The sequence below is a fragment of the Vibrio sp. 10N.286.48.C11 genome, assembly GCF_041469805.1.
GTDB classification, from domain to species: domain Bacteria; phylum Pseudomonadota; class Gammaproteobacteria; order Enterobacterales; family Vibrionaceae; genus Vibrio; species Vibrio crassostreae_C.
Map to the genome: position 1 here is coordinate 36,800 of NZ_JBFRLK010000020.1, position 24,401 is coordinate 61,200.

The 24,401-nt window shown below is 46.3% G+C and carries 21 protein-coding genes; 11 read left to right on the forward strand and 10 right to left on the reverse strand.

Features of this window, described 5'->3' with window-relative positions:
• Position 1: 1 nt before the first annotated feature.
• On the reverse strand, positions 2–676 hold the full coding sequence (gene radC / locus AB4209_RS06990) for a DNA repair protein RadC (RefSeq protein WP_059021905.1): 675 nt from the start codon (positions 674–676) through the stop codon (positions 2–4).
• A 224-nt stretch (positions 677–900) separates the two neighbouring features.
• Here radC and coaBC point away from each other — a divergent pair, with 224 nt between their 5' ends.
• The 3 genes from coaBC (at position 901) to lpxL (ending at position 3,892) form a co-directional block, all read left to right on the forward strand.
• Complete coding sequence (gene coaBC / locus AB4209_RS06995; protein WP_372055303.1) at positions 901–2,142, forward strand: bifunctional phosphopantothenoylcysteine decarboxylase/phosphopantothenate--cysteine ligase CoaBC; 1,242 nt, start codon at positions 901–903, stop codon at positions 2,140–2,142.
• 139 nt (positions 2,143–2,281) lie between these two features.
• Positions 2,282–2,872, forward strand: a complete 591-nt coding sequence (slmA, locus tag AB4209_RS07000; protein WP_004741428.1) for a nucleoid occlusion factor SlmA — start codon at positions 2,282–2,284, stop codon at positions 2,870–2,872.
• 39 nt (positions 2,873–2,911) lie between these two features.
• Positions 2,912–3,892: an LpxL/LpxP family Kdo(2)-lipid IV(A) lauroyl/palmitoleoyl acyltransferase gene (gene lpxL / locus AB4209_RS07005; protein WP_372055305.1), complete on the forward strand. Its 981-nt coding sequence runs from the start codon at positions 2,912–2,914 to the stop codon at positions 3,890–3,892.
• Positions 3,893–4,049: 157 nt separating this feature from the next.
• Here the strand turns inward: lpxL and pyrE are convergent, their stop codons facing one another.
• A complete protein-coding gene (pyrE, locus tag AB4209_RS07010; protein WP_017059267.1) occupies positions 4,050–4,691 on the reverse strand; it encodes an orotate phosphoribosyltransferase in 642 nt (213 codons plus the stop codon).
• Between the two features lie 106 nt (positions 4,692–4,797).
• Positions 4,798–5,514, reverse strand: a complete 717-nt coding sequence (gene rph / locus AB4209_RS07015) for a ribonuclease PH (protein WP_019826449.1) — start codon at positions 5,512–5,514, stop codon at positions 4,798–4,800.
• 248 nt (positions 5,515–5,762) lie between these two features.
• Here rph and AB4209_RS07020 point away from each other — a divergent pair, with 248 nt between their 5' ends.
• A complete protein-coding gene (locus tag AB4209_RS07020) occupies positions 5,763–6,629 on the forward strand; it encodes a YicC/YloC family endoribonuclease (protein WP_017063084.1) in 867 nt (288 codons plus the stop codon).
• A gap of 332 nt (positions 6,630–6,961) precedes the next feature.
• On the opposite strand, the gene AB4209_RS07025 is transcribed toward AB4209_RS07020, so the two are convergent.
• The 3 genes from AB4209_RS07025 to AB4209_RS07035 form a co-directional block, all read right to left on the reverse strand.
• Positions 6,962–7,174, reverse strand: a complete 213-nt coding sequence (locus AB4209_RS07025; protein WP_017071067.1) for a cold-shock protein — start codon at positions 7,172–7,174, stop codon at positions 6,962–6,964.
• 310 nt (positions 7,175–7,484) lie between these two features.
• Positions 7,485–7,910 (reverse strand): phosphate-starvation-inducible protein PsiE, encoded by a 426-nt coding sequence (locus AB4209_RS07030; RefSeq protein ID WP_017062464.1) that lies wholly within the window; start codon positions 7,908–7,910, stop codon positions 7,485–7,487.
• 221 nt (positions 7,911–8,131) lie between these two features.
• Entirely contained in the window at positions 8,132–9,502 is a 1,371-nt protein-coding gene (locus AB4209_RS07035) for an NCS2 family permease (RefSeq protein WP_017062465.1), read from the reverse strand.
• 766 nt (positions 9,503–10,268) lie between these two features.
• Here AB4209_RS07035 and gmk point away from each other — a divergent pair.
• The 4 genes from gmk to recG all read left to right on the forward strand — a co-directional run bounded on the left by gmk (position 10,269) and on the right by recG (position 15,720).
• Complete coding sequence (gene gmk / locus AB4209_RS07040) at positions 10,269–10,892, forward strand: guanylate kinase (protein ID WP_017062466.1); 624 nt, start codon at positions 10,269–10,271, stop codon at positions 10,890–10,892.
• A gap of 119 nt (positions 10,893–11,011) precedes the next feature.
• Complete coding sequence (gene rpoZ / locus AB4209_RS07045; RefSeq protein WP_009848003.1) at positions 11,012–11,284, forward strand: DNA-directed RNA polymerase subunit omega; 273 nt, start codon at positions 11,012–11,014, stop codon at positions 11,282–11,284.
• Between the two features lie 53 nt (positions 11,285–11,337).
• The gene (spoT, locus tag AB4209_RS07050) at positions 11,338–13,464 is read left to right on the forward strand and encodes a bifunctional GTP diphosphokinase/guanosine-3',5'-bis pyrophosphate 3'-pyrophosphohydrolase (protein ID WP_102398526.1); all 2,127 of its coding nucleotides are present in this window, start codon (positions 11,338–11,340) and stop codon (positions 13,462–13,464) included.
• A gap of 177 nt (positions 13,465–13,641) precedes the next feature.
• A complete protein-coding gene (gene recG / locus AB4209_RS07055) occupies positions 13,642–15,720 on the forward strand; it encodes an ATP-dependent DNA helicase RecG (RefSeq protein WP_372055307.1) in 2,079 nt (692 codons plus the stop codon).
• Between the two features lie 276 nt (positions 15,721–15,996).
• Here the strand turns inward: recG and envZ are convergent, their stop codons facing one another.
• Both envZ and ompR read right to left on the reverse strand, forming a co-directional pair.
• On the reverse strand, positions 15,997–17,292 hold the full coding sequence (gene envZ, locus AB4209_RS07060) for a two-component system sensor histidine kinase EnvZ (RefSeq protein WP_372055309.1): 1,296 nt from the start codon (positions 17,290–17,292) through the stop codon (positions 15,997–15,999).
• 153 nt (positions 17,293–17,445) lie between these two features.
• Positions 17,446–18,165: a two-component system response regulator OmpR gene (gene ompR / locus AB4209_RS07065; protein ID WP_008218409.1), complete on the reverse strand. Its 720-nt coding sequence runs from the start codon at positions 18,163–18,165 to the stop codon at positions 17,446–17,448.
• 178 nt (positions 18,166–18,343) lie between these two features.
• Between ompR and greB the strand changes: the two genes are divergently transcribed.
• On the forward strand, positions 18,344–18,826 hold the full coding sequence (gene greB / locus AB4209_RS07070; RefSeq protein WP_017062470.1) for a transcription elongation factor GreB: 483 nt from the start codon (positions 18,344–18,346) through the stop codon (positions 18,824–18,826).
• A 663-nt stretch (positions 18,827–19,489) separates the two neighbouring features.
• A complete protein-coding gene (locus tag AB4209_RS07075) occupies positions 19,490–21,820 on the forward strand; it encodes a Tex family protein (RefSeq protein WP_102394585.1) in 2,331 nt (776 codons plus the stop codon).
• Positions 21,821–21,946: 126 nt separating this feature from the next.
• Here the strand turns inward: AB4209_RS07075 and AB4209_RS07080 are convergent, their stop codons facing one another.
• Both AB4209_RS07080 and bioH read right to left on the reverse strand, forming a co-directional pair.
• A complete protein-coding gene (locus AB4209_RS07080; protein WP_017063078.1) occupies positions 21,947–22,420 on the reverse strand; it encodes a hypothetical protein in 474 nt (157 codons plus the stop codon).
• A 356-nt stretch (positions 22,421–22,776) separates the two neighbouring features.
• The gene (bioH, locus tag AB4209_RS07085) at positions 22,777–23,553 is read right to left on the reverse strand and encodes a pimeloyl-ACP methyl ester esterase BioH (RefSeq protein ID WP_017063077.1); all 777 of its coding nucleotides are present in this window, start codon (positions 23,551–23,553) and stop codon (positions 22,777–22,779) included.
• A gap of 93 nt (positions 23,554–23,646) precedes the next feature.
• Here bioH and AB4209_RS07090 point away from each other — a divergent pair, with 93 nt between their 5' ends.
• On the forward strand, positions 23,647–24,360 hold the full coding sequence (locus tag AB4209_RS07090; RefSeq protein ID WP_170962812.1) for a ComF family protein: 714 nt from the start codon (positions 23,647–23,649) through the stop codon (positions 24,358–24,360).
• The last annotated feature ends 41 nt before the right edge of the window (positions 24,361–24,401 follow it).

The window sequence follows — 24,401 nt, forward strand, 5'->3', positions numbered from 1 at the left end:
TTCAAATCCATCCACGCTCTGCAAAAGAGACAACTTCGCCATCTCCAACGACAAAATGGTCGAGAACTCGGATGTCCACCAGCGCTAATGCGTCGGTTAATCGGCGTGTAATCCGCCTATCCGCTTGGCTGGGCTCAGCAACACCTGAAGGATGGTTATGAGCTAAGATTAATGCCGCCGCATTATGATGAAGTGCCCGTTTAACCACTTCCCGCGGGTAAACCGATGCGGCATCGATGGTTCCTTCAAACATCACCTCGTCCTTTATTACCCTATTTTGGTTATCGAGGAACAATATATAGAAGGCTTCTCGCTGGCGATCACGCAACATGCTCGAAAGATAAAGCTTAGTATGGCTAGGGCTCGTAAGCGCATCTCCACGAGATAAAGTCTCTGCTAGATAACGCTGCGTCATCTCTAATACAGCCTGCAATTGAACATACTTGGCCTGCCCCATCCCTTTATGAGCACAAAACTCTTCCTGTGTTGCTGAAAAAAGATGACGGAGTGAGCCAAAGTCTTTGATCAACTTGTCAGCGAGTTCCAAGACGTTCATTCCTTGTGTCCCTGTTCGCAGGAATATCGCGAGCAGTTCAGCATCACTCAAAGAATCAGGCCCTCTATTTAATAGCTTTTCTCTCGGCATCGATTCGGCAGGCATTTTATCTATTGGCATATAAAAGCTAATCACTAGTCATGAACACGATCCACCACCTTAATGAGATCGTAATCGGAGATCCTTCGGTAGAGATAAAAGGAAACGAGTCACTAGCAAAACCGTGTAATTGATAAGTTTGATAACACCAACTTGATGAGCGTCAAATCTGTTCTAATTCTGCTTCTAGGCACTAATCCTTTGTTCTGATATCGTAAGTCCCAGAGAAATTAAGGAACAGAATCATGCAAACATTGGTTAATCAACTGGATAACGCTGACCTACAAGGCCTAGCTGGGAAAAAAATCCTACTTGGCATTAGTGGTGGTATCGCTGCGTATAAATGTGCCGAACTGACTCGACGCTTAATTGAACGTGGGGCGCAAGTACAAGTCGTGATGACAAATGCAGCCAAGGAGTTCATTACTCCTCTCACCATGCAAGCCGTCTCTGGCAGGCCAGTGTCTGATAGTTTGCTTGATCCTGCTGCTGAGGCTTCCATGGGCCACATTGAGCTCGCAAAGTGGGCTGACTTAGTATTACTAGCGCCAGCAACCGCAGACCTGATTGCTCGTATGACAGCGGGCATGGGTAACGACCTACTGACCACTTTGGTTTTAGCAACCGATGCGCCAGTTGCGGTATCTCCGGCAATGAACCAACAAATGTACAGCCACCCTGCGACTCAAGAGAACATTGCGACACTAAAACGTCGTGGTTGTGAAGTTTGGGGGCCAGCGGCTGGCGAGCAAGCGTGTGGTGATGTCGGTATGGGTCGTATGTTAGAGCCAATGCAGCTCGTGCATCGCTGTGAAGACTTCTTCCAACCTAAGCCACTTGCTGGCCGTTCTGTGCTTATTACTGCAGGGCCGACTCGTGAAGCGATTGACCCGGTGCGTTACATTACCAACCACAGCTCGGGCAAGATGGGCTATGCACTGGCTGAAGCAGCCGCGAAACAAGGCGCAACAGTGACTCTAATCAGCGGCCCTGTTTCATTAGCAACGCCAAATAAAGTTAATCGTATTGATGTCGACAGCGCACAACAGATGTTTGATGCCGTTACTGCTAACGCTTCTCAACACGATATTTTCATCAGCTGCGCCGCAGTTGCCGATTACCGCCCTGAGACCATTGCAGACCAAAAGCTTAAAAAGGTCGACGGTAAAGACGACATGACCATTCAAATGGTTAAGAATCCAGATATCGTCGCTTCTGTCGCTTCAATGACGGAAGGACGCCCATTTACTGTCGGCTTCGCAGCAGAAACTCAAGATGTTGAGAAATACGCGCGTGGCAAACTGGAAAGAAAAAACCTCGACATGATTTGCGCCAACGATGTCTCAGTCGAAGGGCAAGGCTTCAATAGCAATAGCAATGAGCTGCACCTTTATTGGAAAGGCGGCGATAAATCTCTGCCACTGGAAAGCAAAGACACACTTGGTTTCCAGATCCTCGATCAGATCCAACAGCTTATTAATGTATAAACGCACAAATTTGCTCTGATAATCTGCTGACACCTCTCGATTCTGTTGACCTAGGGCTTACAAAACTAGGAAACAGAATTGAATGGTGTTTATAATCCTTCTTCACTCAATCCTCATCTTTAGGAAAGGAAGTAAATAGATGGCTGGTACTCGAAAATCAAACCGTCGTGAAGAAATCCTACAAGCTCTCGCACAAATGTTGGAATCGACCGAAGGTGCTTCTCGTATCACAACGGTAAAGTTGGCCAAGCAAGTGGGTGTTTCTGAAGCTGCGTTATACCGCCACTTCCCAAGCAAAGCCCGCATGTTTGAAGGCCTGATCGAGTTCATTGAAGAAGCGTTGATGTCTCGAATCAACCGTATTCTGGATGAAGAGAAAGACACGCTAGAGCGCATACGCCTAGTACTACAACTTATCTTAGTTTTCTCAGAACGTAACCCAGGCCTGACTCGAATTTTATCTGGTCATGCTCTAATGTTTGAAAATGAACGCCTGCGTGATCGCATCAACCAACTTTTCGAACGCATTGAGACGCAACTTCGCCAGATCCTGCGTGAAAGAAAGCTTCGTGAAGGGAAATCATTCCCGGTTGATGAGAAAATCTTAGCCGCTCAACTGCTCGGTCAAGTTGAAGGCAGCTTGAATCGATTTGTTCGCTCAGACTTCAAATATCAACCAACAGAAAACTTTGATGCTTATTGGGCACTGCTAAGCGCTCAGATTAAGTAGCAATCAAATTAAGTGGCAATCAAATCTTAAGTGATGGTTATGACGACGAAAACTTCTCCGACAAACAGCACTGCACAACACGTGATTACTAAGCCGCCTTTTACTCTAGCTCTACTTCACCCTAAATATTGGGGTGTATGGTTTGGTTTTGGGTTATTGGCGCTTATTGTTAACGTTCTCCCTTATCGCCTCTTACTGCTGTTAGGCCGATCGTTAGGCTCTTTGGGTGCTCGCTATGGTAAAAAGCGCGTCGCGGTAGCAACACGTAACTTGGAGCTCGCCTTCCCAGCCAAGCCAGCAGACGAAGTTGCAGCAATGGTCAGTGAGAACTTCAAGAACACCGGTATGGCACTGATCGAAACCGGTATTACCTGGTTTTGGCCGACGTGGCGTTTCAAGCGAATCCTAGTAGATAAAGACACTCAAATGCTGCGTACACATAAAGCCAACGGCAAAGGTGTTCTGCTGTGTTGTGTGCATGCCTTGAACCTAGAGATCACTGCGCGAGCAATGGCTGTTCTCGGTATTTCAGGTTTAGGTGTTTATCGCCCGCACAACAATCCGGCTTATGAATTCATTCAATACCGTGGTCGTACTCAAAACGGCAACCGCCTGATTCACCGTAAAGACGTGAAGCGTATGATTCGAATCCTGCGTCAGGGTGAGATCCTTTTCTACCTTCCGGATCATGATTACGGCCGTAACAAAGCAGTGTTTGTGCCTTTCTTCGCGGTAGAAGATGCGTGTACTACCACAGGTACCAGCATTCTTGCGTACACCAGCCGATGCGCACTTGTTCCGGGTTCAGGTTTTAGAAATGCCGACGGCAAGTATGAAATCATGGCCGACGAGTCAATTGAAGATAACTATCCACAAAAAGATGAGAAAGCCGCCGCTGCCTACATGAACAGCTATCTTGAGAAGATTATCTTAAGAGCACCAGAACAGTGGATGTGGCTACACAAACGCTTCAAGACCATGGAAGATCCAGAAGCTGAACGCGGCATTCGTTATAAATAGAGTAGCCGCTACAAATAGAGCGACTATTTCTTAGATAAGAAAACAGCTCACTTCAATAGAAAAGTAAAAGGCCCGAAAGATATTTATCTCTCGGGCCTTTTTGATTTTTCGATTCTAAACTTAGAACGCTAAACCGTTAGGTTCGACGCTTCAAGAATTAGATTCCGTATTGAGCGCGGTACGCTTTTACTGACTCTAGGTGTGCTGCGTCTGTGCCTTTTTCTTCAAGGAAAGTCACCAAGTCAGTCAGGCTAACGATTGAGATGATTGCACAACCAAAGTCACGCTCAACTTCTTGAATTGCAGACAGCTCGCCTTTGCCCTTCTCTTGACGGTCGATAGCAACAAGCACGCCCGCTAAATCAGCGCCATTTGCTTGGATGATTTCCATCGACTCACGAATCGCAGTACCTGCAGTGATCACATCGTCTACCAGCATGATACGGCCTTCCAGTGCGCTACCGACAAGGTTGCCGCCTTCACCGTGGTTTTTCGCTTCTTTACGGTTAAAGCAGTAAGGCGTGTCCACATCGTGGTGATCGGCAAGTGCAACCGCTGTTGTTGTTGCGATTGGGATGCCTTTGTATGCAGGGCCAAATAGTACATCGAACTCAATACCTGAATCGGCCAATGCTGCTGCGTAGAAGCGACCTAAGCGTGCTAGGTCACGACCTGTATTAAACAATCCAGCATTGAAGAAGTAAGGGCTCTTGCGGCCAGACTTTAAAGTAAACTCACCAAACTTAAGTACTTCTTTCTCTAGTGCAAATTCAATAAATTCACGTTGATATGCTTTCATGTTTTTCCTCTACGTTTATTCAATAAAACTTAACTTACGCTCTGTACTACTCTTTCGAGTTTTACAGACAAAAAAATAGCCCCTTAAAAAAGGAGCTATCTAAAAACTATTCTGCTAACGCCGACTTCTGCGCTTCAACAATATCAGCAATACCCTTATTCGCCAGGGCTAAAAGCTGCATCAGCTCTTCGTGGCTGAACGGTTCACCTTCTGCAGTGCCTTGAATCTCAATCATCTTGCCGTCTTCCGTCATTACAACGTTCATGTCGGTATCGGCTGCTGAGTCTTCAACGTACTCAAGGTCACACAGTGCTTGTGCACCAACGATGCCCACTGAAACTGCCGCTACGTGGCCTTTCATTGGATTCTTTTTCAGTTTGCCGCTTGCTAGTAGGCTGTTGATAGCATCAGCCATTGCAACGCTTGCACCTGAGATAGAAGCAGTACGAGTACCGCCGTCTGCTTGGATAACATCACAATCGACAGTGATCATAATTTCACCCATTACTTTCAGGTCAACAACAGCACGTAGGCTACGAGCGATCAGACGTTGGATTTCCATCGTACGACCACCTTGCTTGCCGCTCGCCGCTTCACGACGGTTACGAGTGTGCGTTGCACGTGGCAGCATGCCGTATTCAGCCGTTACCCAACCCTTTCCTTGGCCTTTTAACCAACGCGGTACGTTTTCTTCTACCGTCGCATTACATAGAACTTTAGTGTTGCCGAACTCAACTAATACAGAACCTTCAGCATAAGCTGTGTAGTTACGAGTAATTTTAATTGGACGAATTTGATCTACAGCGCGGTCATTTGGACGCATTGGTATCTACCTTATTAACAGTCTGAAGTGATTTACTATCGAAAGAGTGCATCACCTAAGAAAGGGGTGAGACAGTTTTGATTGGGGCAAGATTATATAGCAGTTTATCGTGCAAAGCTATTTACCGTTCAAAGCTATTTATCACGAAAGGCTATTTACAGTGAAAAGCGACAGGCTTCGAGAGCACACCATATCGTGATACTATGCGTGCGCGTTATTTTCAGAATGATAAAAGACAGGAAAATTCGATGATTTATAGTATGACCGCGTACGCACGCAAAGAAGTAAAAGGCGATTGGGGCAGCGCAGTATGGGAAATCCGTAGTGTAAACCAACGCTACCTAGAAACTTACTTCCGTATGCCTGAACAGTTCCGTGGTTTAGAGCCAATCTTGCGTGAGCGTTTCCGTAAGCGTCTAGCGCGCGGTAAGGTTGAATGTAACCTACGCTTTGAAGCAAACCCTGCTGCAAAGGGCGAACTAAGCATTAACGAAGGTTTGGCTCAGCAAGTAATCAATGCGGCGAACCAAGTAATGACGATGACTGGCGAAGAGAGCCGTTTGAACCCATTCCAAGTCATGAACTGGCCTGGTGTGATGGAAACGCCAGAGCAAGACATGGATGCCATCAACAAAGACCTACTTGAAGCATTCAACGATGCTATCGCAGAGTTCATTGATGCTCGTGCTCGTGAAGGTGAGAACATGAAGGCGCTAATCGTACAGCGCTTAGATGCAATCACTGAAGAAGTAGTGAAAGTTCGTGCACGCATGCCTGAGATCCTAGAGTGGCAACGTGAGCGTCTTCTTACCAAATTTGAAGATGCGAAAATCGAACTGGAAGGTTCTCGTGTTGAGCAAGAGCTTATCCTACTTGCGCAGAAGTCAGACGTAGCAGAAGAGCTAGACCGTCTAGATTCTCACGTGAAAGAAGCAAATGCAGTACTGAAGAAAGGTGGCGCTTGTGGCCGTAAGCTAGACTTCATGATGCAAGAGTTCAACCGTGAGTCAAACACGCTAGCGTCTAAGTCTATCAGCACAGACATCACAGCATCAGGCGTAGAGCTTAAGGTTCTTATCGAACAGATGCGTGAGCAAATTCAGAACATTGAATAACAGTCTGTAAGCTGTACACGATAAAGAATAATCAGCTTAATCAGTGTTGATTAGATCAAAAGGAGCTCCTAATTTTAGGGGCTTTTTTTTATGGATACAGTAATAGTAATCAGGATGAGCAAGTGACTGGTTGTTACGTAGAAGGTTGAGTTAGAGCAAAGAACAGATACAACGATAGTTAGAACGAGATAACGGACGTAAAACAGGATTTTTGAATACTTAGAGAGGGTATTGCTAATGGAGAAGAGTGTTGTGGTAAAACTGAGGGGGGAAACAAATTTGAGAGAGAAAGTGACGCAAGTTGCTGTTGCAACCTGCGCCGACTTAAAATCTTATAGAGCTACAACGTTTGCAGCTTGAAGACCTTTTTGGCCTTGCTCTACTTCGAAAGACACTTGTTGGCCTTCTTTAAGAGTCTTGAAACCTTCAGAAGCGATTGCACGGAAGTGTACGAATACGTCAGCGCCGCCGTTGTCTTGAGTTAGGAAACCGAAGCCTTTCTCTTCGTTAAACCATTTTACTACGCCGTTTACTTTGTTAGACATGATGTGTCCCTTATATAAAAATAAAAAATTAATCGCCAAAAGTGCGATGCGCTGAAAGCTTGAATTATTTAATGTATCTATGAAGCTAAGGGAAACACTGAGAATAACAATGAAGCAATACTAAGGGTTCTACTTTACAACTGGATGTTTCATTTAATAACCCTGAGAACAGAGCGACGCCATTCTTGGTGATCTGAGCCTGCTTGTAAAGCGTTATTTGGACAATTTGATGTTTTTTTGTTCGGTTGGCTTGAATTCAAGCCCAGCTAGGTCGCCGGGCTTGATTTGTAAGACTTTGATCTCAAAAAATTTACTCGTCCGGCTGCTTAGTTCTGAGATCGACATATGGCCAGTAATGGTGACCGACTCGAATCAACAGAGTTGCTGCTGCTAAGATAAATGCCGCTAAAGATAACCAAACGATCAATACCGCATCGAGTTCTTTCATGCCCAAAGTGATGTAACGAGCAATCGCCATCATCGCGATATAGATTGGGTATCGCACTGGGATCTTACCGTTCATCACAAACTGCTGAACCATCGCCAACACTTCTAAATAGATAAACATCAGCAGAATGTCGGTCAATTGCACTCGGCGTTCAGCGAAGACATGCATGAACTCTTCGACCATCGCAAACAAGGTCGCGAGCGTGATCGCCACCAGCAATACCGCTTCCATAATGTGGAATACTTTTAAAAACGGCTTACTAAAAGATTTAGGTAAGTGAGAAGGCATAGTCACTCTTCAAAAAATAATTAATCCAGTCTCTACAATAGCATGCATCAATATAAGTCGCGTACTGTCAAAGCACCGACTTTAGGCTAACGCCATCAACTCATCGGTAACCAACATTAAGAAGCAACGGTAAAAAGCAACAAATACAAAAATGGCCCCGCATTCACTGCAGAGCCATCTGTTTGTCTTTTACTTAGCGACTTCTTAGTGACTAATTAGCCTTAAAGCAGAATCAGGTAAGTTAAGAACACCACACACAGTCCGTAGATAAGCGGGTGTACTTCTTTGCGCTTACCTGCGACAACCATTGTGAATGCGTAGCTGATGAAGCCCATCGCCATACCGTTCGCTGGAGAGAAGCTTAGCACTGTGAACATGATGGTAAAGAAGGCTGCAATGCGTGACTCTTTCTTTTCCCAGTTGATCTGACCAAGACGACCTACCATGTAGATGCCGACTACTACCATCGCCGGTGCAACCATTGCAGCCGAGAAGATAGAGAAGATTGGGTATAGGAATAGCGAGATTAGGAACAGACCAGCCACCATGACTGCTGCCAAACCCGTTTTTGCACCTTGAGAAGAAGCGATGCCAGACTCAGAGAAAGCAGTGATCGATGTGGTACCAAGAATTGAACCAATCACAGTACCGCCCGCATCTGCTACTAGAGCCGATTTCGCGTTTGGCACCTTACCGTCTTTATCGATGATGCCCGCATCACGGCCAACGCCGACAATGGTGCTCAAGCCATCAAAGAAATCGACAATCAAGAAGATAAGTACGATGAACAGTAGGTCGAACATTTTCTCTGGCGTGAAAGCAGAGAAATCGAAGATAGCGCCGAAGCTGCCAGCCATGCTTGGTGGCATAGCAATGAACTGCTCTGGGATTGGTGCGTTTGAAGTGCCCATGAAGACGTCAGCAAGAATCGTCAACACGATAGCAGAAACGAATGAGATGAACGTTGCTAGCTTGATGTCACGAACCATACAACCCAGTGCGATGAAGATGCTCACGTAAGCGATGATCACTTTTGGATCAGAAATGTCGCCTAAGCCTACCAATACGAATGGGTTAGAAACGATGATGCCCGCATTCTTAAGACCTAAGAAAGCAATGAACAGTCCGAGAGACACGGTAATCGCCAACTTCAAATCTTCAGGAATCGATTCAATCATCGATTTACGAATATTGGTCAATGAGAACGCAAGGTACAAAATACCAGATAGGAAGATACCGAACAGCGCTTCATTCCAAAGCACGGCAACAGATCCACTTAACAGCAGACCTTTGAAAAAGCCGTTCATACTCATGCCCGGCGCTAGCATTACAGGGTAGTTGCCCCAAATGCCCATAATTAGGGTTGCGATTGCCGCAGACAGAGCCGTTGCAGTAAACACGGCACCTTTGTCCATGCCTGGAATATCACCCAAAATTGCTGGGTTAACCGCCAGAATGTAACTCATCGCCAAGAAAGTAATGAAACCCGCATACAGCTCAGTGCCAATCGTGGTTTTTCTTTCAGTGATTTTAAACATCGAATCAAGCGAGCCAGAGGTGTTCTGGGCTTTCAGGGTGGAATCGGTACTCACAACAAAACCTATGCAATAAATTAAGAATTTGGTGATTCAAATGCTGTGTGAATAGAGAGGTCTCTACACTAAAAACTGTAGTCACCAAGGTAGGCTCGGTAGTAGAAACATCTAGTCTAGTAGGGTCTGTTGGCCCTTCGAGATGATTTTTGCAGCGAGTTGTTGGGGTTTTCTACAAGGCAGAGACTTTGATGTGTAGCTAGCCTACATAAGAAGTCGATAACGCAGTAGAAATCACCAACAAACGCTGCCCGAAGGGTTCGGCTAAAATCGTTTTATGCTTTGTTAAGGAATCTTTACTTAGAATGCTAGGTTACAAACTCCTTGCCGCGCCTAAAACGATTTTTTCTCGAACAAAACTCCATCGCGAAAGGTCAACAGACCCTAGATATATACAGCATTTAATCGTTTGCGCGGATTGTAAGGATTGAGATTAAAACTTCAACAAATTTTGTCCAGATCACATAAAAAAGTACCGATGACGAGTCATTACATTTATACAAAGATCTTTGAGAAGATCATTTGCTGATAAATAACGATCAAGCCAGTTGTTCTCAATCATCTAAATATGCTACTCTTCGCCTCCATTTTTCTGACCTAATTTTCACCAGTTGCTTCTATTAGTTTTACTCGTTATCTCTTTATAGACGTAACCAACGGCACAATTAGTAGATGCGCCATCGGAACAAAAATTAGAGTCAGTGCTATCTTTTAAAGTGTAGGTTTATTGCCTTCACTCAATCCAACCAACAGTGGAAATATACAGATGGGCAAAGGTACTCTTTACATCGTATCTGCACCTAGTGGCGCAGGTAAGTCGAGCTTGATCTCAGCAATGCTAGAAACCAATCCAACCTACGCAATGAAGGTATCTGTTTCACACACCACTCGCGGTATGCGCCCTGGTGAAGAAAATGGTGTTCACTACCACTTCGTAGAGAAGCATCATTTTGAAGACCTTATTACTAAAGGTGAATTCCTAGAGTACGCTGAAGTGTTCGGCAACTACTACGGTACTTCACGCGTTTGGATTGAAGAAAACCTAAACCGCGGTATCGATGTATTCCTAGATATCGACTGGCAAGGTGCTCGTCAGATCCGTGAACAAATGCCTCAAGCGAAGAGTGTATTCATTCTTCCACCATCAAATGGTGAACTAGAGCGTCGTTTGAATGTTCGCGGTCAAGACAGCGACGAAGTTATTGCGAAACGCATGAGTGAAGCAAAATCAGAGATTTCTCACTATGCAGAATATGATTATGTGATCGTGAATGACGACTTTGATGCAGCCCTAATGGACTTCAGAGCTATCATTCGTGCGGAGCGCTTAAAAGAAGATAAGCAAGCAGCGAAATACAGCGGCATGCTTACTGCTTTATTAGCGGAATAATCTAGATCCCCTAGATTTTCTATTGAGATAAGTATACGGTGATCTAGAAAGTATCTAGTTAAACTTGTATACTTTCTCGTCATCAAAAATTTATTAGTTAATTACTATTTGGAGTCCTCATGGCACGCGTAACTGTTCAAGACGCTGTTGAAAAAGTTGGCAACCGTTTCGACCTAGTTCTTATTGCGGCTCGCCGCGCACGTCAAATGCAAACTGGCGGTAAAGATTCACTAGTGCCTGAAGAAAACGATAAGCCAACGGTTATCGCTCTTCGCGAAATCGAAGAAGGTCTTATCACTAAAGACGTACTAGATGCTCGTGAACGTCAAGAGCAACAAGAGCAAGAAGCGGCTGAACTTGCAGCAGTAAGCAGCATCGCTCACACTCGTTAGCTCATATTCGCAAAAAGCGTCATTCGAACTAATTAACCTTCCGGGCCTTTAATTTGTATCTATTCGATAGCCTCAAAGACGTTGCCCAAGAATACCTAACAGAGCCTCAAATTGAGGCTCTGCGTCAATCTTATGTGGTAGCGAGAGACGCCCATGAAGGGCAAACCCGCTCAAGCGGTGAACCATACATTATCCACCCTGTAGCTGTTTCAAGAATCCTGGCAGAAATGCGTCTGGATATCGAAACCCTGCAAGCTGCTCTGCTTCATGATGTCATCGAAGACTGTGATGTCACTAAAGAAGATCTAGAGGAAAAATTTGGCAATACCGTTGCTGAATTGGTTGATGGTGTATCTAAGCTGGATAAGCTTAAATTTCGTGATCGCAAAGAAGCGCAAGCAGAGAACTTCCGCAAGATGGTTCTCGCCATGGTGCAAGACATCCGCGTTATCTTGATCAAATTAGCTGACCGTACTCACAACATGCGCACGCTTGGGGCACTTCGTCCTGACAAAAAGCGTCGTATTGCTCGTGAAACCCTAGAGATTTATTCTCCACTAGCTCACCGTCTTGGTATTCATAACATCAAGACCGAACTAGAAGAGTTAGGCTTTGAAGCCCTCTATCCTAACCGTTATCGCGTACTTAAAAACGTAGTGAAAGCTGCGCGTGGTAACCGTAAGGAAATGATCCAACGTATCCATAGCGAAATTGAAGGCCGCCTTGAAGAGGTCGGTTTACCAGCTCGCGTACTTGGTCGTGAAAAAAACCTGTTCTCCATCTACAACAAGATGAAAACTAAAGAGCAGCGCTTCCACACCATTATGGACATCTACGCTTTCCGCGTCGTGGTTGATACCCCAGATACTTGTTATCGCGTACTTGGTCAGGCTCACAGCCTGTACAAGCCTCGCCCTGGCCGCATGAAAGATTACATTGCGGTACCAAAAGCCAACGGCTACCAATCTCTGCACACGTCAATGATCGGCCCTCACGGGGTGCCAGTTGAGGTTCAGATCCGTACTGAAGATATGGATCAAATGGCAGACAAAGGTGTCGCAGCGCACTGGTCTTACAAAGGCAACGGCTCACGCAGCAGTAATGGCACAACCGCACAGGTTAAAGCACAACGTTGGATGCAGAGCTTACTTGAGCTGCAACAAAGCGCGGGTAACTCATTCGAATTCATTGAAAACGTTAAGTCTGATCTGTTCCCAGATGAGATCTTCGTGTTCACGCCGAAGGGTCGCATTGTCGAGCTTCCGGCAGGCGCAACAGCGGTCGATTTTGCTTACGCGGTGCATACCGATGTCGGCAACATGTGTGTAGGTGCTCGTGTAGACATGAACCCTTACCCACTCAGCAAATCGCTGAAGAACGGTCAAACTATTGAGATCATCAGTGCTCCGGGCGCACGTCCGAATGCAGCATGGCTCAACTACGTAGTGACCTCACGCGCACGTACAAAGATCCGTCAGGTTCTAAAAACCATGCGTCGTGAAGAGTCGATCACGCTAGGCCGTCGTTTACTGAATCATGCACTTGGCGAACACTCTATTGCCGATATCGGCCAAGAGAATATTGACCACGTATTGTCTGATCTTCGCCTAGACAATGTTGAAGACTTACTGGCATCGATTGGTCTTGGTGAGCTGATGAGTATCGTTATTGCTCGTCGTCTACTGGGTGATGCTGACGAACTGACTGAAGTGGAAAACAACAGCGACACACCAAGGAAGAAATTGGCTATCCGTGGTGCTGAAGGTCTACTACTGACGTTCGCTAACTGTTGTCACCCAATTCCAGATGATCACATCATTGCCCATGTATCGCCAGGTCGTGGCCTTGTGGTTCACCGTGAAACGTGTCCAAACGTTCGTGGTTACCAGAAAGAACCAGACAAATACATGGCGGTTGAATGGTCTGACGATTACGACCAAGAGTTCACTGCTGAACTTCAGGTTGATCTGCAGAATCACCAAGGTGCACTGGCTGAGTTAACTAACGTTATCTCGAAAACAGGCTCGAACATTCACGGTATTTCAACTGAAGAACGTGATGGACGCCTGTACACAGTGACTATCTTGCTGACCACCAAAGATCGTGTTCATCTTGCAAGTATTATGAAAAAGCTACGTGTGATGCCACACGCGCTGAAAGTAAGACGTCGTAAGAACTAACGTTTAAACTTGATAATAGTTTTGCCAAGAATTTAAATCCCCTTAATGCTTTATCGCTTAAGGGGATTTTTATAACCGTAATCCTAGTATTTACCGCGCTCCCTCCCATTCCTGCCTGTACAAAAATCCAGTAAAATGCTTGAATAGATCATCTCTCTTACGTTTATGAGCCTTGTTATGTCACAGCTTTTATCTGCTATCCCTCTCAACTCTTTATCTGGAGTCGGCGCTAAAGTCGCAGAGAAACTGGAAAAGGTTGGGCTTAACAACGTACAAGATCTGCTTTTTCACCTGCCTTTGCGCTATGAAGATAGAACACGTATCTACCCCATCGTAAAACTGCACGCGGGCTTATGGGCTGCAGTGCAAGGCAAGGTCATGCATGTCGATACCATTTTCGGTAAACGTAAGATGTTGGCGGTAAAGATCAGCGATGGTAACGGCACTATTACCCTACGCTTTTTCAACTTCACCGCAGGTATGAAGAACAACTTTGCTGAAGGCAAACAAGTGCATGCCTACGGTGAGATCAAGCGCGGTAACATGGGGCTGGAGATTGTCCATCCCGACTACAAATTCTTTGCGCCTAGGCAACAGCCAGACGTTGAAGCCAATCTGACTCCGGTGTACCCAACCACCGAAGGGCTAAGACAAGTCACGCTGCGTAATCTTACCGATCAAGCCTTAGAGCTAATCGACAAGGCCGCAGTTAACGAGCTTCTCCCATCAGGTTTATACGACCACCAAATTACCCTCGCACAAGCACTGCATACCATTCACAGGCCGCCCCCGGGCATTGACCTAGAGCTGTTTGATGAAGGCAAGCACCCTGCGCAACTGCGCCTAATTATGGAAGAGTTACTGGCTCAAAACCTGTCTATGTTGTCTGTTCGTAGCAAAGGGCAGCAAGACAAGGCAATGCCTTTTCCTCCAGTAAACACCCTTAAAGATAAGCTACTGGCTCAGCTGCCGTTTTCACCAACCAATGCCCAAGCACGAGTGACCAAAGAGATCGAAGCTGACTTGGAAAAGCCGCATCCTATGATGCGTTTAGTGCAAGGTGATGTGGGCTCTGGTAAAACCTTAGTCGCTGCACTGGCGGCGGTTCGCGCATTGGAACACGGTCAACAAGTAGCACTTATGGCACCCACTGAACTACTCGCAGAACAACACGCGATTAACTTTGCCAACTGGTTTGAGGCAATGGGTATTCAAGTTGGATGGCTAGCAGGTAAGCTCAAAGGCAAAGCTCGTGAAACTGAACTAACACGTATTGCCAGTGGCGAAGCGCAAATGGTGGTCGGTACTCATGCCCTGTTCCAAGAGCATGTCGAGTTCAAAAACCTTGGTTTAGTGATCATTGATGAGCAACACCGATTTGGTGTCCACCAGCGATTAGAGCTACGTGAGAAAGGCGCAAAGCAAGGCTACTACCCACATCAGTTGGTCATGACCGCTACCCCAATCCCACGAACGTTAGCAATGACGGCCTATGCCGACCTCGAAACTTCGATTATTGATGAACTGCCACCGGGACGAACCCCAATTCAAACCGTGGCAATTCCTGATACCAAGCGCGATGACATTGTTGAACGTGTGAAAAATGCGTGTCTCAATGAAGGCAAACAAGCCTACTGGGTATGTACGCTGATTGATGAATCGGAAGTACTGGAAGCTCAAGCTGCAGCTGATACAGCAGAAGAGCTACAACGCAAACTGCCTGACGTAAAAATTGGTTTAGTCCATGGCCGTATGAAACCCGCCGAGAAACAAGCGGTGATGCGAGAGTTCAAAGAGAACAAGCTGCATCTATTGGTTGCGACAACCGTGATTGAAGTTGGTGTGGATGTTCCGAATTCGAGCTTAATGATCATCGAGAACCCAGAACGTCTTGGCCTAGCGCAACTGCACCAACTGCGTGGCCGTGTCGGCCGAGGTTCGGTCGCAAGTCATTGTGTATTGTTGTATCACTCTCCGCTGTCTAAAACCGCTCAGAAACGCCTAGGTGTGCTACGTGAAAGTAACGATGGCTTTGTGATTGCACAGCGCGACTTAGAAATCCGTGGCCCCGGTGAATTGCTCGGTACCAAACAAACTGGCTTGGCTGATTTCAAGATCGCCGATCTAATTCGTGACCAACGTTTGATACCTGAAGTGCAGTGTATTGCGCGTCATATTCACGATAGCTACCCAGACAATGCTAAGGCGATCATCAACCGTTGGTTGGGTGAACGCGATGTTTACTCTAAGGCGTAGTTAACACTAAGGCATAGTTAACACTGAGACCGTATTCAAACGTAAAAAAGGCTTCCTCAAGGAAGCCTTTTTAGTGTGCGTTACTTTCATCAAGCAAGAGCGAGATTCCCTATTCGCTCGTTCCTCACGATAGGGAATGACGATCAAAGTAAACTTTCATCATCAAAGTCCATGGTTAGCAATTCGTCATCCTCGGAGAGGGAAGAATGACCGAGTCGGGGATCTCTTAACCGTTCCCCGAACCGAACTTATCGTCATCAAACGGACCGATGATAACTAGGGCTTAACCGGGAAACTGATCTGCGCTTTTAAGCCACCTTCACTGCGGTTATTGACCACAACAGCACCTTGATGCTGGCTAACGATACGTTTCACAATTGCTAAGCCCAAGCCCGTTCCTTCGCTACCACGAGCCGTGTCACCACGCGTGAAAGGTTCAAACAGCTTTCCGATCTGGTCTTGTGGAATACCCGGCCCGTTATCTTCTACCGTCACCCAAGCAAGCTTGTTATCCGCCGTCATACCAGTTGATACCTTGACCCAACCATTACCGTAACGCAGCGCATTCACCACCAAGTTGCTCACAGCACGCTTCATTGCGATCGGGTTGCCCAACGCAGGTTTCATGGTTTCTGGAATATCGGTTTCAATCTGGACCTCATAGCCACCTTCAGAGCTAGAGACTTCTCGCGCAATATCATCGACAAACACCGCTTGGAATGAGTCTCTGTCAACAGGCTTTAGGTAATCCATGAACTGACTGATGATCTCGTTACACTCTTCGGTATCACTGATGATGCCTTCCGCCAAATAGCTGTCTTCTGGCGACATCATCTCGGTTGCTAAGCGAATACGCGTTAACGGAGTACGTAAATCATGGCTGATACCCGCCATCAACAAGGCGCGGTCTTCTTCTAGCTCTTGGATGCCTTTCGACATCTGGTTAAAGGCTCGAGTTACCGAGCGAATCTCTTGTGCGCCTTGAACTGGCAATGCCGGTGGAATATCACCTCGCCCGACACCTTGCGCCGCTTTCTCTAGCGCTATCAACGGACGGTTTTGCAATCGGATAAACAGCCAACCACCTGCGACAATCAACAGCGCCATGATCAGACTGTTACGAAACAGTGGTGCAAAATCCTCTTCTTGCAGCTCTGATAACGGAATACGAATTAAAGAGTTGGGTAACTGCGCAATGTCCATCCAAAGCACATAGCTCTCTTTACCCAAGATCAGCCGCACTTCAGTTTCAGAACCCAGCTCCTTGGTCATCTCCTCACTCATCAGGTCGATTGCGACCGCATGGTAATACTCACCCGCCGCTTCGCTGCCCTTGGCGTGAACGGTTACCCCGAGCTGTTCAAGCACACGCTGACGCAATGGCGTATCGATCTCGATATCACTGCCTTGGTCCAATACCAGGTTTAGCTCGTGAGCCAAAATCTTATTAAACTGCTGCAAACTTGGCATCAACGCATAGTTAAACACCGCGTAATAAGAAAAAATTTGGCTAGCGACCAATAGCGTTAAGAAAAGCACTATCGACTGAGTAAAGGAGCTACGTATACGCATGGGGTACCCGAGATGTAGAAAGATAAAGAAAGTGTTATATGACTATAACTCTAAACCATTGTGCTGAATAGAAAACGGGCCATCGCATATTAATGAGATGACCCGTAAGATTCACAGAATCGATAAAGCTACTGTAGAGCTTATTAAGCTGAATTACACAGCTTTGCCATCTGGAACGAATACATAACCCAAGCCCCACACCGTTTGGATGTAGCGAGGTTTGCTTGGATCTTCTTCAACTAGACGACGCAGACGTGAAATCTGAACATCGATAGAACGTTCCATTGCTGAATACTCACGGCCACGAGCCATGTTCATCAGCTTATCGCGAGACATTGGCTCACGAGCATTCGTTACCAAGGACTTAAGAACCGCAAATTCACCCGAAGTAAGCGGCATTGGCTCTTCACCGCGGAACATTTCGCGAGTACCTAAGTTCAAGCGGAACTCACCAAACTCAACCACAGACTCTTCTGTGCTTGGTGCACCCGGTGCTTCAATGACTTGGCGACGCAGTACAGCTTTAATACGAGCAAGCAGTTCACGTGGATTAAATGGTTTTGGCAGGTAATCATCAGCACCCACTTCCAAGCCCACAATGCGATCCACTTCATCACCCTTTGCAGTAAGCATCAGGATTGGTAGCGAGTTGTTTGCGTTTCGTAGACGACGACAGATCGATAGACCATCTTCGCCCGGCAACATTAAATCCAATACCATCAAGTGAAAATTTTCACGGGTTAACAGGCGGTCCATCTGCTCACTGTTTGCCACGCTACGCACTTGAAAGCCCTGCTCTGACAGATAGCGCTCTAACAGTGCACGTAAACGAGCATCGTCATCGACCACTAAAATTTTGTAGTTTTCTTGCATGTAATGGTTCCACCTATTAAAGCTTAAACCTAAGGTTAAGCATTCTTGGTAAATTGTATATTGGTATAAGACATTAAAAATGTAACATTATTGGAGAAAAAGTCGCCTAAATAATTGTTAACGTATGTTGCCTTTCTATATATTCTATCTTAGATCATCATTTCATTAAGTCAGATTTATGAAAACCAAACTTATTACTCGAGAAGGTTATAACAAGCTCAAAGCAGAACATGACCACTTATGGCACGAGAAACGCCCTGAAATTACTAAGATAGTCACTTGGGCGGCAAGCCTTGGAGATCGCTCAGAAAACGCAGATTACACCTTCAATAAGCGTCTACTTCGTCAGATCGATCGCCGAGTGCGTTTTTTAAGAAAGTTCCTACCTGATGTCACGATCGTTGATTACTCGCCACAACAAGAAGGTAAGGTATTTTTCGGTGCTTGGGTCGAAATTGAGAATGATGATGGGGAAATTAAGAAGTTTCGAATTGTCGGCCCAGAAGAGATCTACGGCGATGCTAAAGGCTATATCTCTATCGACTCACCAATGGCTAGAGCTCTGCTCAAGAAAGAAGTAGATGACGAGTTTACGGTAAAAACACCGGAAGGCGACAAAGAGTGGTTCATTAACTCGATTCGCTACGCAGACAACGAATAACCAAACTTAATAAACACTTAGCGATAAACTGAGTGTTCAGCAAACCCAAACTCCAGATAAAAGAAAACCCCGCAAGGCTTTCGCCTAGCGGGGTTAAGTCTCTATCGCAGCAATCCGGCTACTGTTTATCTCTTCGAGATAAGGTGCTCCCTGCATCTTTCCTTGATAGTGGCTAAATCCTTTAACCAATTTCCTTTTTGTTCATCGCCATCCTAGCGGTGTCCATTCTAGCCTGTCATCCTGACTGGCGAATCTCATCCAGAGATTATCACTTCCTTGCTGACCACTCATCCTAAGTAATCAAATCTTCATCCTGAAGATACCTAGTCCATTAGGCTTTTTCCTGTTCCTGCCAACTCCCTGTCGACAAGTTAAATATTACGGCAAATGGCCGTGTTTCCTAGATAGTCTTAAAAAACATTTCAGGTGAGAAATACGCCCACAAACACACAATCAAATAAAATCAGCAACTTAGTGTAACATCAAGACGATTTCATCGGTCTAAAGCGACTTAGTCTCACATCACTTGTAAGAGATCTCGCACAAAGCGGGTATCAGAAACGGAAATTCGACTTCTGACAGGATAATTACACAGCCAAAGCTAGAAAAAGCGTACGCTCACCCCCATGTATTTGTCACGATATTAAATAAGAGATTCATCGGATGAGCCAAGCTATCTGTCGACTGATCGCTGAAGAACTGAATGTCCGTTCTGAGCAAGTCACTGCCGCAGTAAACCTAATTGACGACGGTAACACCGTTCCCTTTATTGCCCGCTACCGTAAAGAAGTTACGGGTGGCTTAGACGATACCCAACTACGTAACCTTGATAGCCGCCTTTCATACCTTCGCGAGCTAGACGATCGTCGCCAAACAATTCTTAAGTCGATTCAAGACCAAGGAAAACTCACGCCAGAACTCGAGCGTGATATCACTCAAGCAGACAGCAAGACTCGCCTAGAAGATTTATACCTGCCATACAAACCAAAGCGCCGTACTAAAGGCCAGATCGCGATTGAAGCGGGCTTAGAACCACTTGCCGACACACTGTGGAATGAACCACAGCACGATCCAGAAACGGAAGCGGCGAACTTCATCAGCAACGATAAAGGCATTGCCGATACCAAAGCTGCTCTCGATGGTGCTCGTGCGATCATCATGGAGCGCATTGCGGAAGATGCGAACTTGCTTGAAAAGATTCGCCAACACCTAACACGCAACTCAGAGCTAGTCGCTCGTGTAGTGACAGGTAAAGAGCAAGAAGGCGAGAAGTTCAAAGACTACTTCGAGCACAACGAAACACTCAGCAAAGTGCCGTCTCACCGTGCACTTGCCATGCTGCGTGGCCGCAATGAAGGCTTCCTAACACTGGCGATGAATGCCGATCCTGAGCAAGAAGAAGGCGCTCGTGGTTCTTACTGTGAGAACATTATCTCTGATCACTACGGCATTACTCTGAGCAGTGCTCCTGCGGACGCGTGGCGTAAGCAAGTGATCAGCTGGGCATGGCGCATTAAGGTTTCTATGCACATGGAAACTGAATTGATGGGCGCAATGAAAGAGCGTGCAGAGATCGAAGCGATTGAAGTATTCGCAACCAACCTAAAAGACCTACTCATGGCAGCGCCAGCTGGTCCTCGAGCAACCTTAGGCTTGGACCCAGGTTTACGTACCGGTTCGAAAATCGCTGTCGTGGATTCAACCGGTAAGGTTTTGGCAACAGAAACTATTTACCCTCACCCACCTCAAAAGCAATACGACAAATCGGCACACGTGGTTGAGCAGATGGTTCGTCAATTCAATGTTGATTTGATTGCGATTGGTAACGGTACGGCTTCACGCGAAACCGACAGCTTTGTGGCTGACGTAATTAAACGCGGCAACCTAAAAGCGCAAAAGATCATTGTTAGCGAAGCGGGCGCATCGGTGTATTCCGCGTCTGAACTAGCTGCAAAAGAGTTCCCGAACATGGATGTATCAATTCGTGGTGCGGTGTCTATTGCTCGTCGTCTGCAAGATCCACTGGCAGAGCTAGTGAAGATTGACCCTAAATCGATCGGTGTGGGTCAATACCAACACGATGTGAGCCAAACTATGCTCGCTAAGCGCCTAGATGCGATTGTCGAAGACTGTGTAAACGCGGTTGGTGTTGATGTGAATACCGCTTCGGCTGCGCTACTGACTCGTGTTGCTGGCCTGTCTAGCACCATCGCTCAGAACATCGTGGACTTCCGTGATGAAAATGGTCGTTTTGAAGCACGTACTACACTGAAAAAAGTCGCACGCTTGGGGCCAAAAGCCTTTGAACAGTGTGCCGGCTTCCTACGTATTATGGATGGCAAAAACCCACTGGATGCATCATCGGTTCACCCAGAAGCTTACCCAGTAGTGAAAAGCATCGCTGAGAAAAACCACAAAGACATCAAATCTCTGGTGGGTAACACCGACTTCTTACGTGGTTTGCACGCGGTTGATTACACCAATGAAAACTTTGGTGTTCCAACGGTCACCGACATCATCAAGGAGCTGGATAAGCCGGGACGCGACCCTCGCCCTGAGTTCAAGACTGCAACCTTCGCCGATGGCGTAAACAGTGTTTCAGATCTAGAACCGGGCATGATTTTAGAAGGTGTGGTATCGAACGTGGCTAACTTTGGTGCCTTCGTTGATATTGGTGTTCACCAAGATGGCTTAGTGCATATTTCAGCGCTCACCGATCGCTTTGTCTCTGACCCACGTGAAGTGGTTAAAGCGGGCGACATCGTGAAAGTGAAGGTGATGGAAGTGGATGTTCAGCGTAAACGTATTGCACTAAGCATGCGTATGAAGGACGAGCCGGGACAAGACAACCGTGCTCAACGTTCAAGTGCACCTCGCACACAAAACCGCTCGAATCAAAACTCGCAAGGTGGCCAACGCCGTCGTGAAGAGCCGCAACAAAACGCTGCAATGGGTGGAGCATTCGCTGCCGCTTTTGCTAAAGCGAAAAAGTAATCCATTAGCTCATCTAAAAAGCTGATGTGCTTAAAACAGAAAACCTGCATCCCTTAGGGTATGCAGGTTTTTTTATTATGTGTTCAAAAAAGACATCGAAGCTTGGTTGACTCGTAAACTTTTGATTTATAAGACCACCAACATCTCTGATGGAGCATGAGGCGCAACAGCATGACCATAATGATACTTTATGACCTTACGTCGTTTCTCCATCTGTCCTTCCTGAATCGCCGCATCTAAAACATGCTTTGGCAGGCGGAAACGCATGGTATAACCTTTGCCTTGATCAGCACTGTATGTTTTCAGTGCCAATAAGCTGAACAGCCGATCAAAAGGGTCTTGTGGCTCTTCTTGGCTAACCGAATTGGCCTCTGACTCGTTCTCCATTTCATAACCTGGATGGTCTGAAGGATCCCAAGCCGACTGCTGCCTTCGTTTATCGTCTGATTTTACCTTACGCTCTGCATTGGTTCTCGCCAATGCTACTGCGGGAGCAACAGGCTCTCGGACTCTATTATCACGCGCAACTTGCTCTGTTTGCACATTAACGGACGGGGCGATTAGTGGCACACTCACTGCAGTTGCAGGTGACACAATCATCGCGAACTCTCCTCAAGAATCGCCCATCGTTTTTGCTATAACGCTGTTGTACTGTGAGTCAGCACAACAGGCATAGCCCAACTTACCGCAATCAGCTCAGGAGAGAGTTAGGTCTGAGTATCAAGCAACACGTTGGTGTTATACCAATCGTAGTAAATAACTGATCATCCTAGCTTGTTAAAATGCTCGATAACGGCGTTAGATTTTTTGATTGTAGAATAACTACTTATCGAAACTACTTGTCAAAAAAAAAGCTGCCTTGTTCTCAAGCCTTTTACCTACGCTATTTTTGAACACTTACTTACTGTGATTGGTATTAGCTTATATATCGACCAAGCCGGATATATATTTAGCAATTATTTTTGTGCGAAGCTGACAAGCTCACTGCAAAAGGCATCCGCTTCGGTCATAAACGGTGCATGCGAAGACTGGGTAAATATGTATTGCTCGGTATGAGGCAAGGCTGTGCCTAAGTCTTTCGCAACCTTGATTGGCACCAATCCATCTAATCGACCATACAAGCGTAGCATTGGTACTGAAATCTCAGGCAGTTGTTCACGCAGATCGACATCCGACAGCATCTTTAATCCTGCCAATAATGAGTCAGGGTTCGGCAACGGGCGAGACAGCACCGCTTGCTTGAGTTGTTTTACATCTTGCCTTGCTGAAGGGCTGCCCATGGCTTGCAATGCCATAAAGCGTTCGATGGTGGTTTGGAAATCTTCAACCAGTTGCTCGGTGAATGCGCTTAATACGTTGGGCTGAATGCCTCGCCATAACACGGGCTCTTTTGCAGCGGCGAATTTGGGAGAACTGGCGACAGTCACCAGCTTGCTCACGTAATCTGAGTGATGGAGAGCCATGTGCGTTGCGACCAAGCCTCCAAGTGACCAACCCACCCAAATCGCTTGCTTTGGTGCTTCGGCCAAAAGCTGCTGAGCAATCTCTTCAAGATCTTGAGCGTGGCAGTGCGCGCTGTGTCCATACCCTGGTAAATCGACAACATGCACTCGAAAATCAGCTTGTAATGCATTAACGGTTTGTTGCCATACCGCACCGTTCATTCCCCAGCCGTGAACCAGTACTAAATCAGGCCCTTGCCCAGAAACATGCCAATATAACGCGTCACTCATTCTCAATATTCCCTACTTTTTCCATCAGCGATAATCCGCGCTTTTCAGTATGGTGAGCAAAAGGAACACCATAACCCAAAAGCATCACGAGCTATGTTATCCGATTGGCTACAAAAACACACACCACGTCTGGTCACACCTCAATGCCACCTGTGCAAACTTGATAAACTGCCCAGTGATACACATCCTCGATGGTGCAATTCTTGTCTCAAACTCTTTCAGCCAGTACCACGCTGCCAACGATGTGGTTTAAAAACACTGCTCACAGTAGAGCAGTGCGGACAGTGCTTATCTCAACCTCCACCTTGGCATCGCCTCTACTGTGTCGGCGATTACACCTTCCCTACAGCAGGTTACATTCAGCAAATGAAGTACGCTGATAAGTTTTGGTTTGCACGTGATCTATCTAAGCTATTGGCATCACGTATCGAATATCCTGCTCCGCTGATCACCAGCGTGCCGCTGCATTGGCGTCGATATACTCATCGCGGCTTTAATCAAAGTAAGCTGCTAGCCGACTACACGGCTCAAGAGCTTGGCGTTGAAAGTGATGTGCTCTTTCGTCGAATTCGCTCAACGGCTTCCCAGCAGGGGCTGACTAAATCCGCACGATTACACAATCTAAAGAGCGCTTTTGCGCTGCGAAAACAAGACGTTCAAGGAACTATCCCCTCTCACGTCGCGATAATTGATGATGTTGTAACCACCGGCAGTACTGTGTATCAATTATGCCAATTACTACTTGAAGTGGACGTTAAAAGGATTGATATTTACTGCATCTGCCGCACTCCTGAGCCCTCTGGATAAAAGCTGTGAATCACTACTTGTACAGCAATCCAACAAAAAAG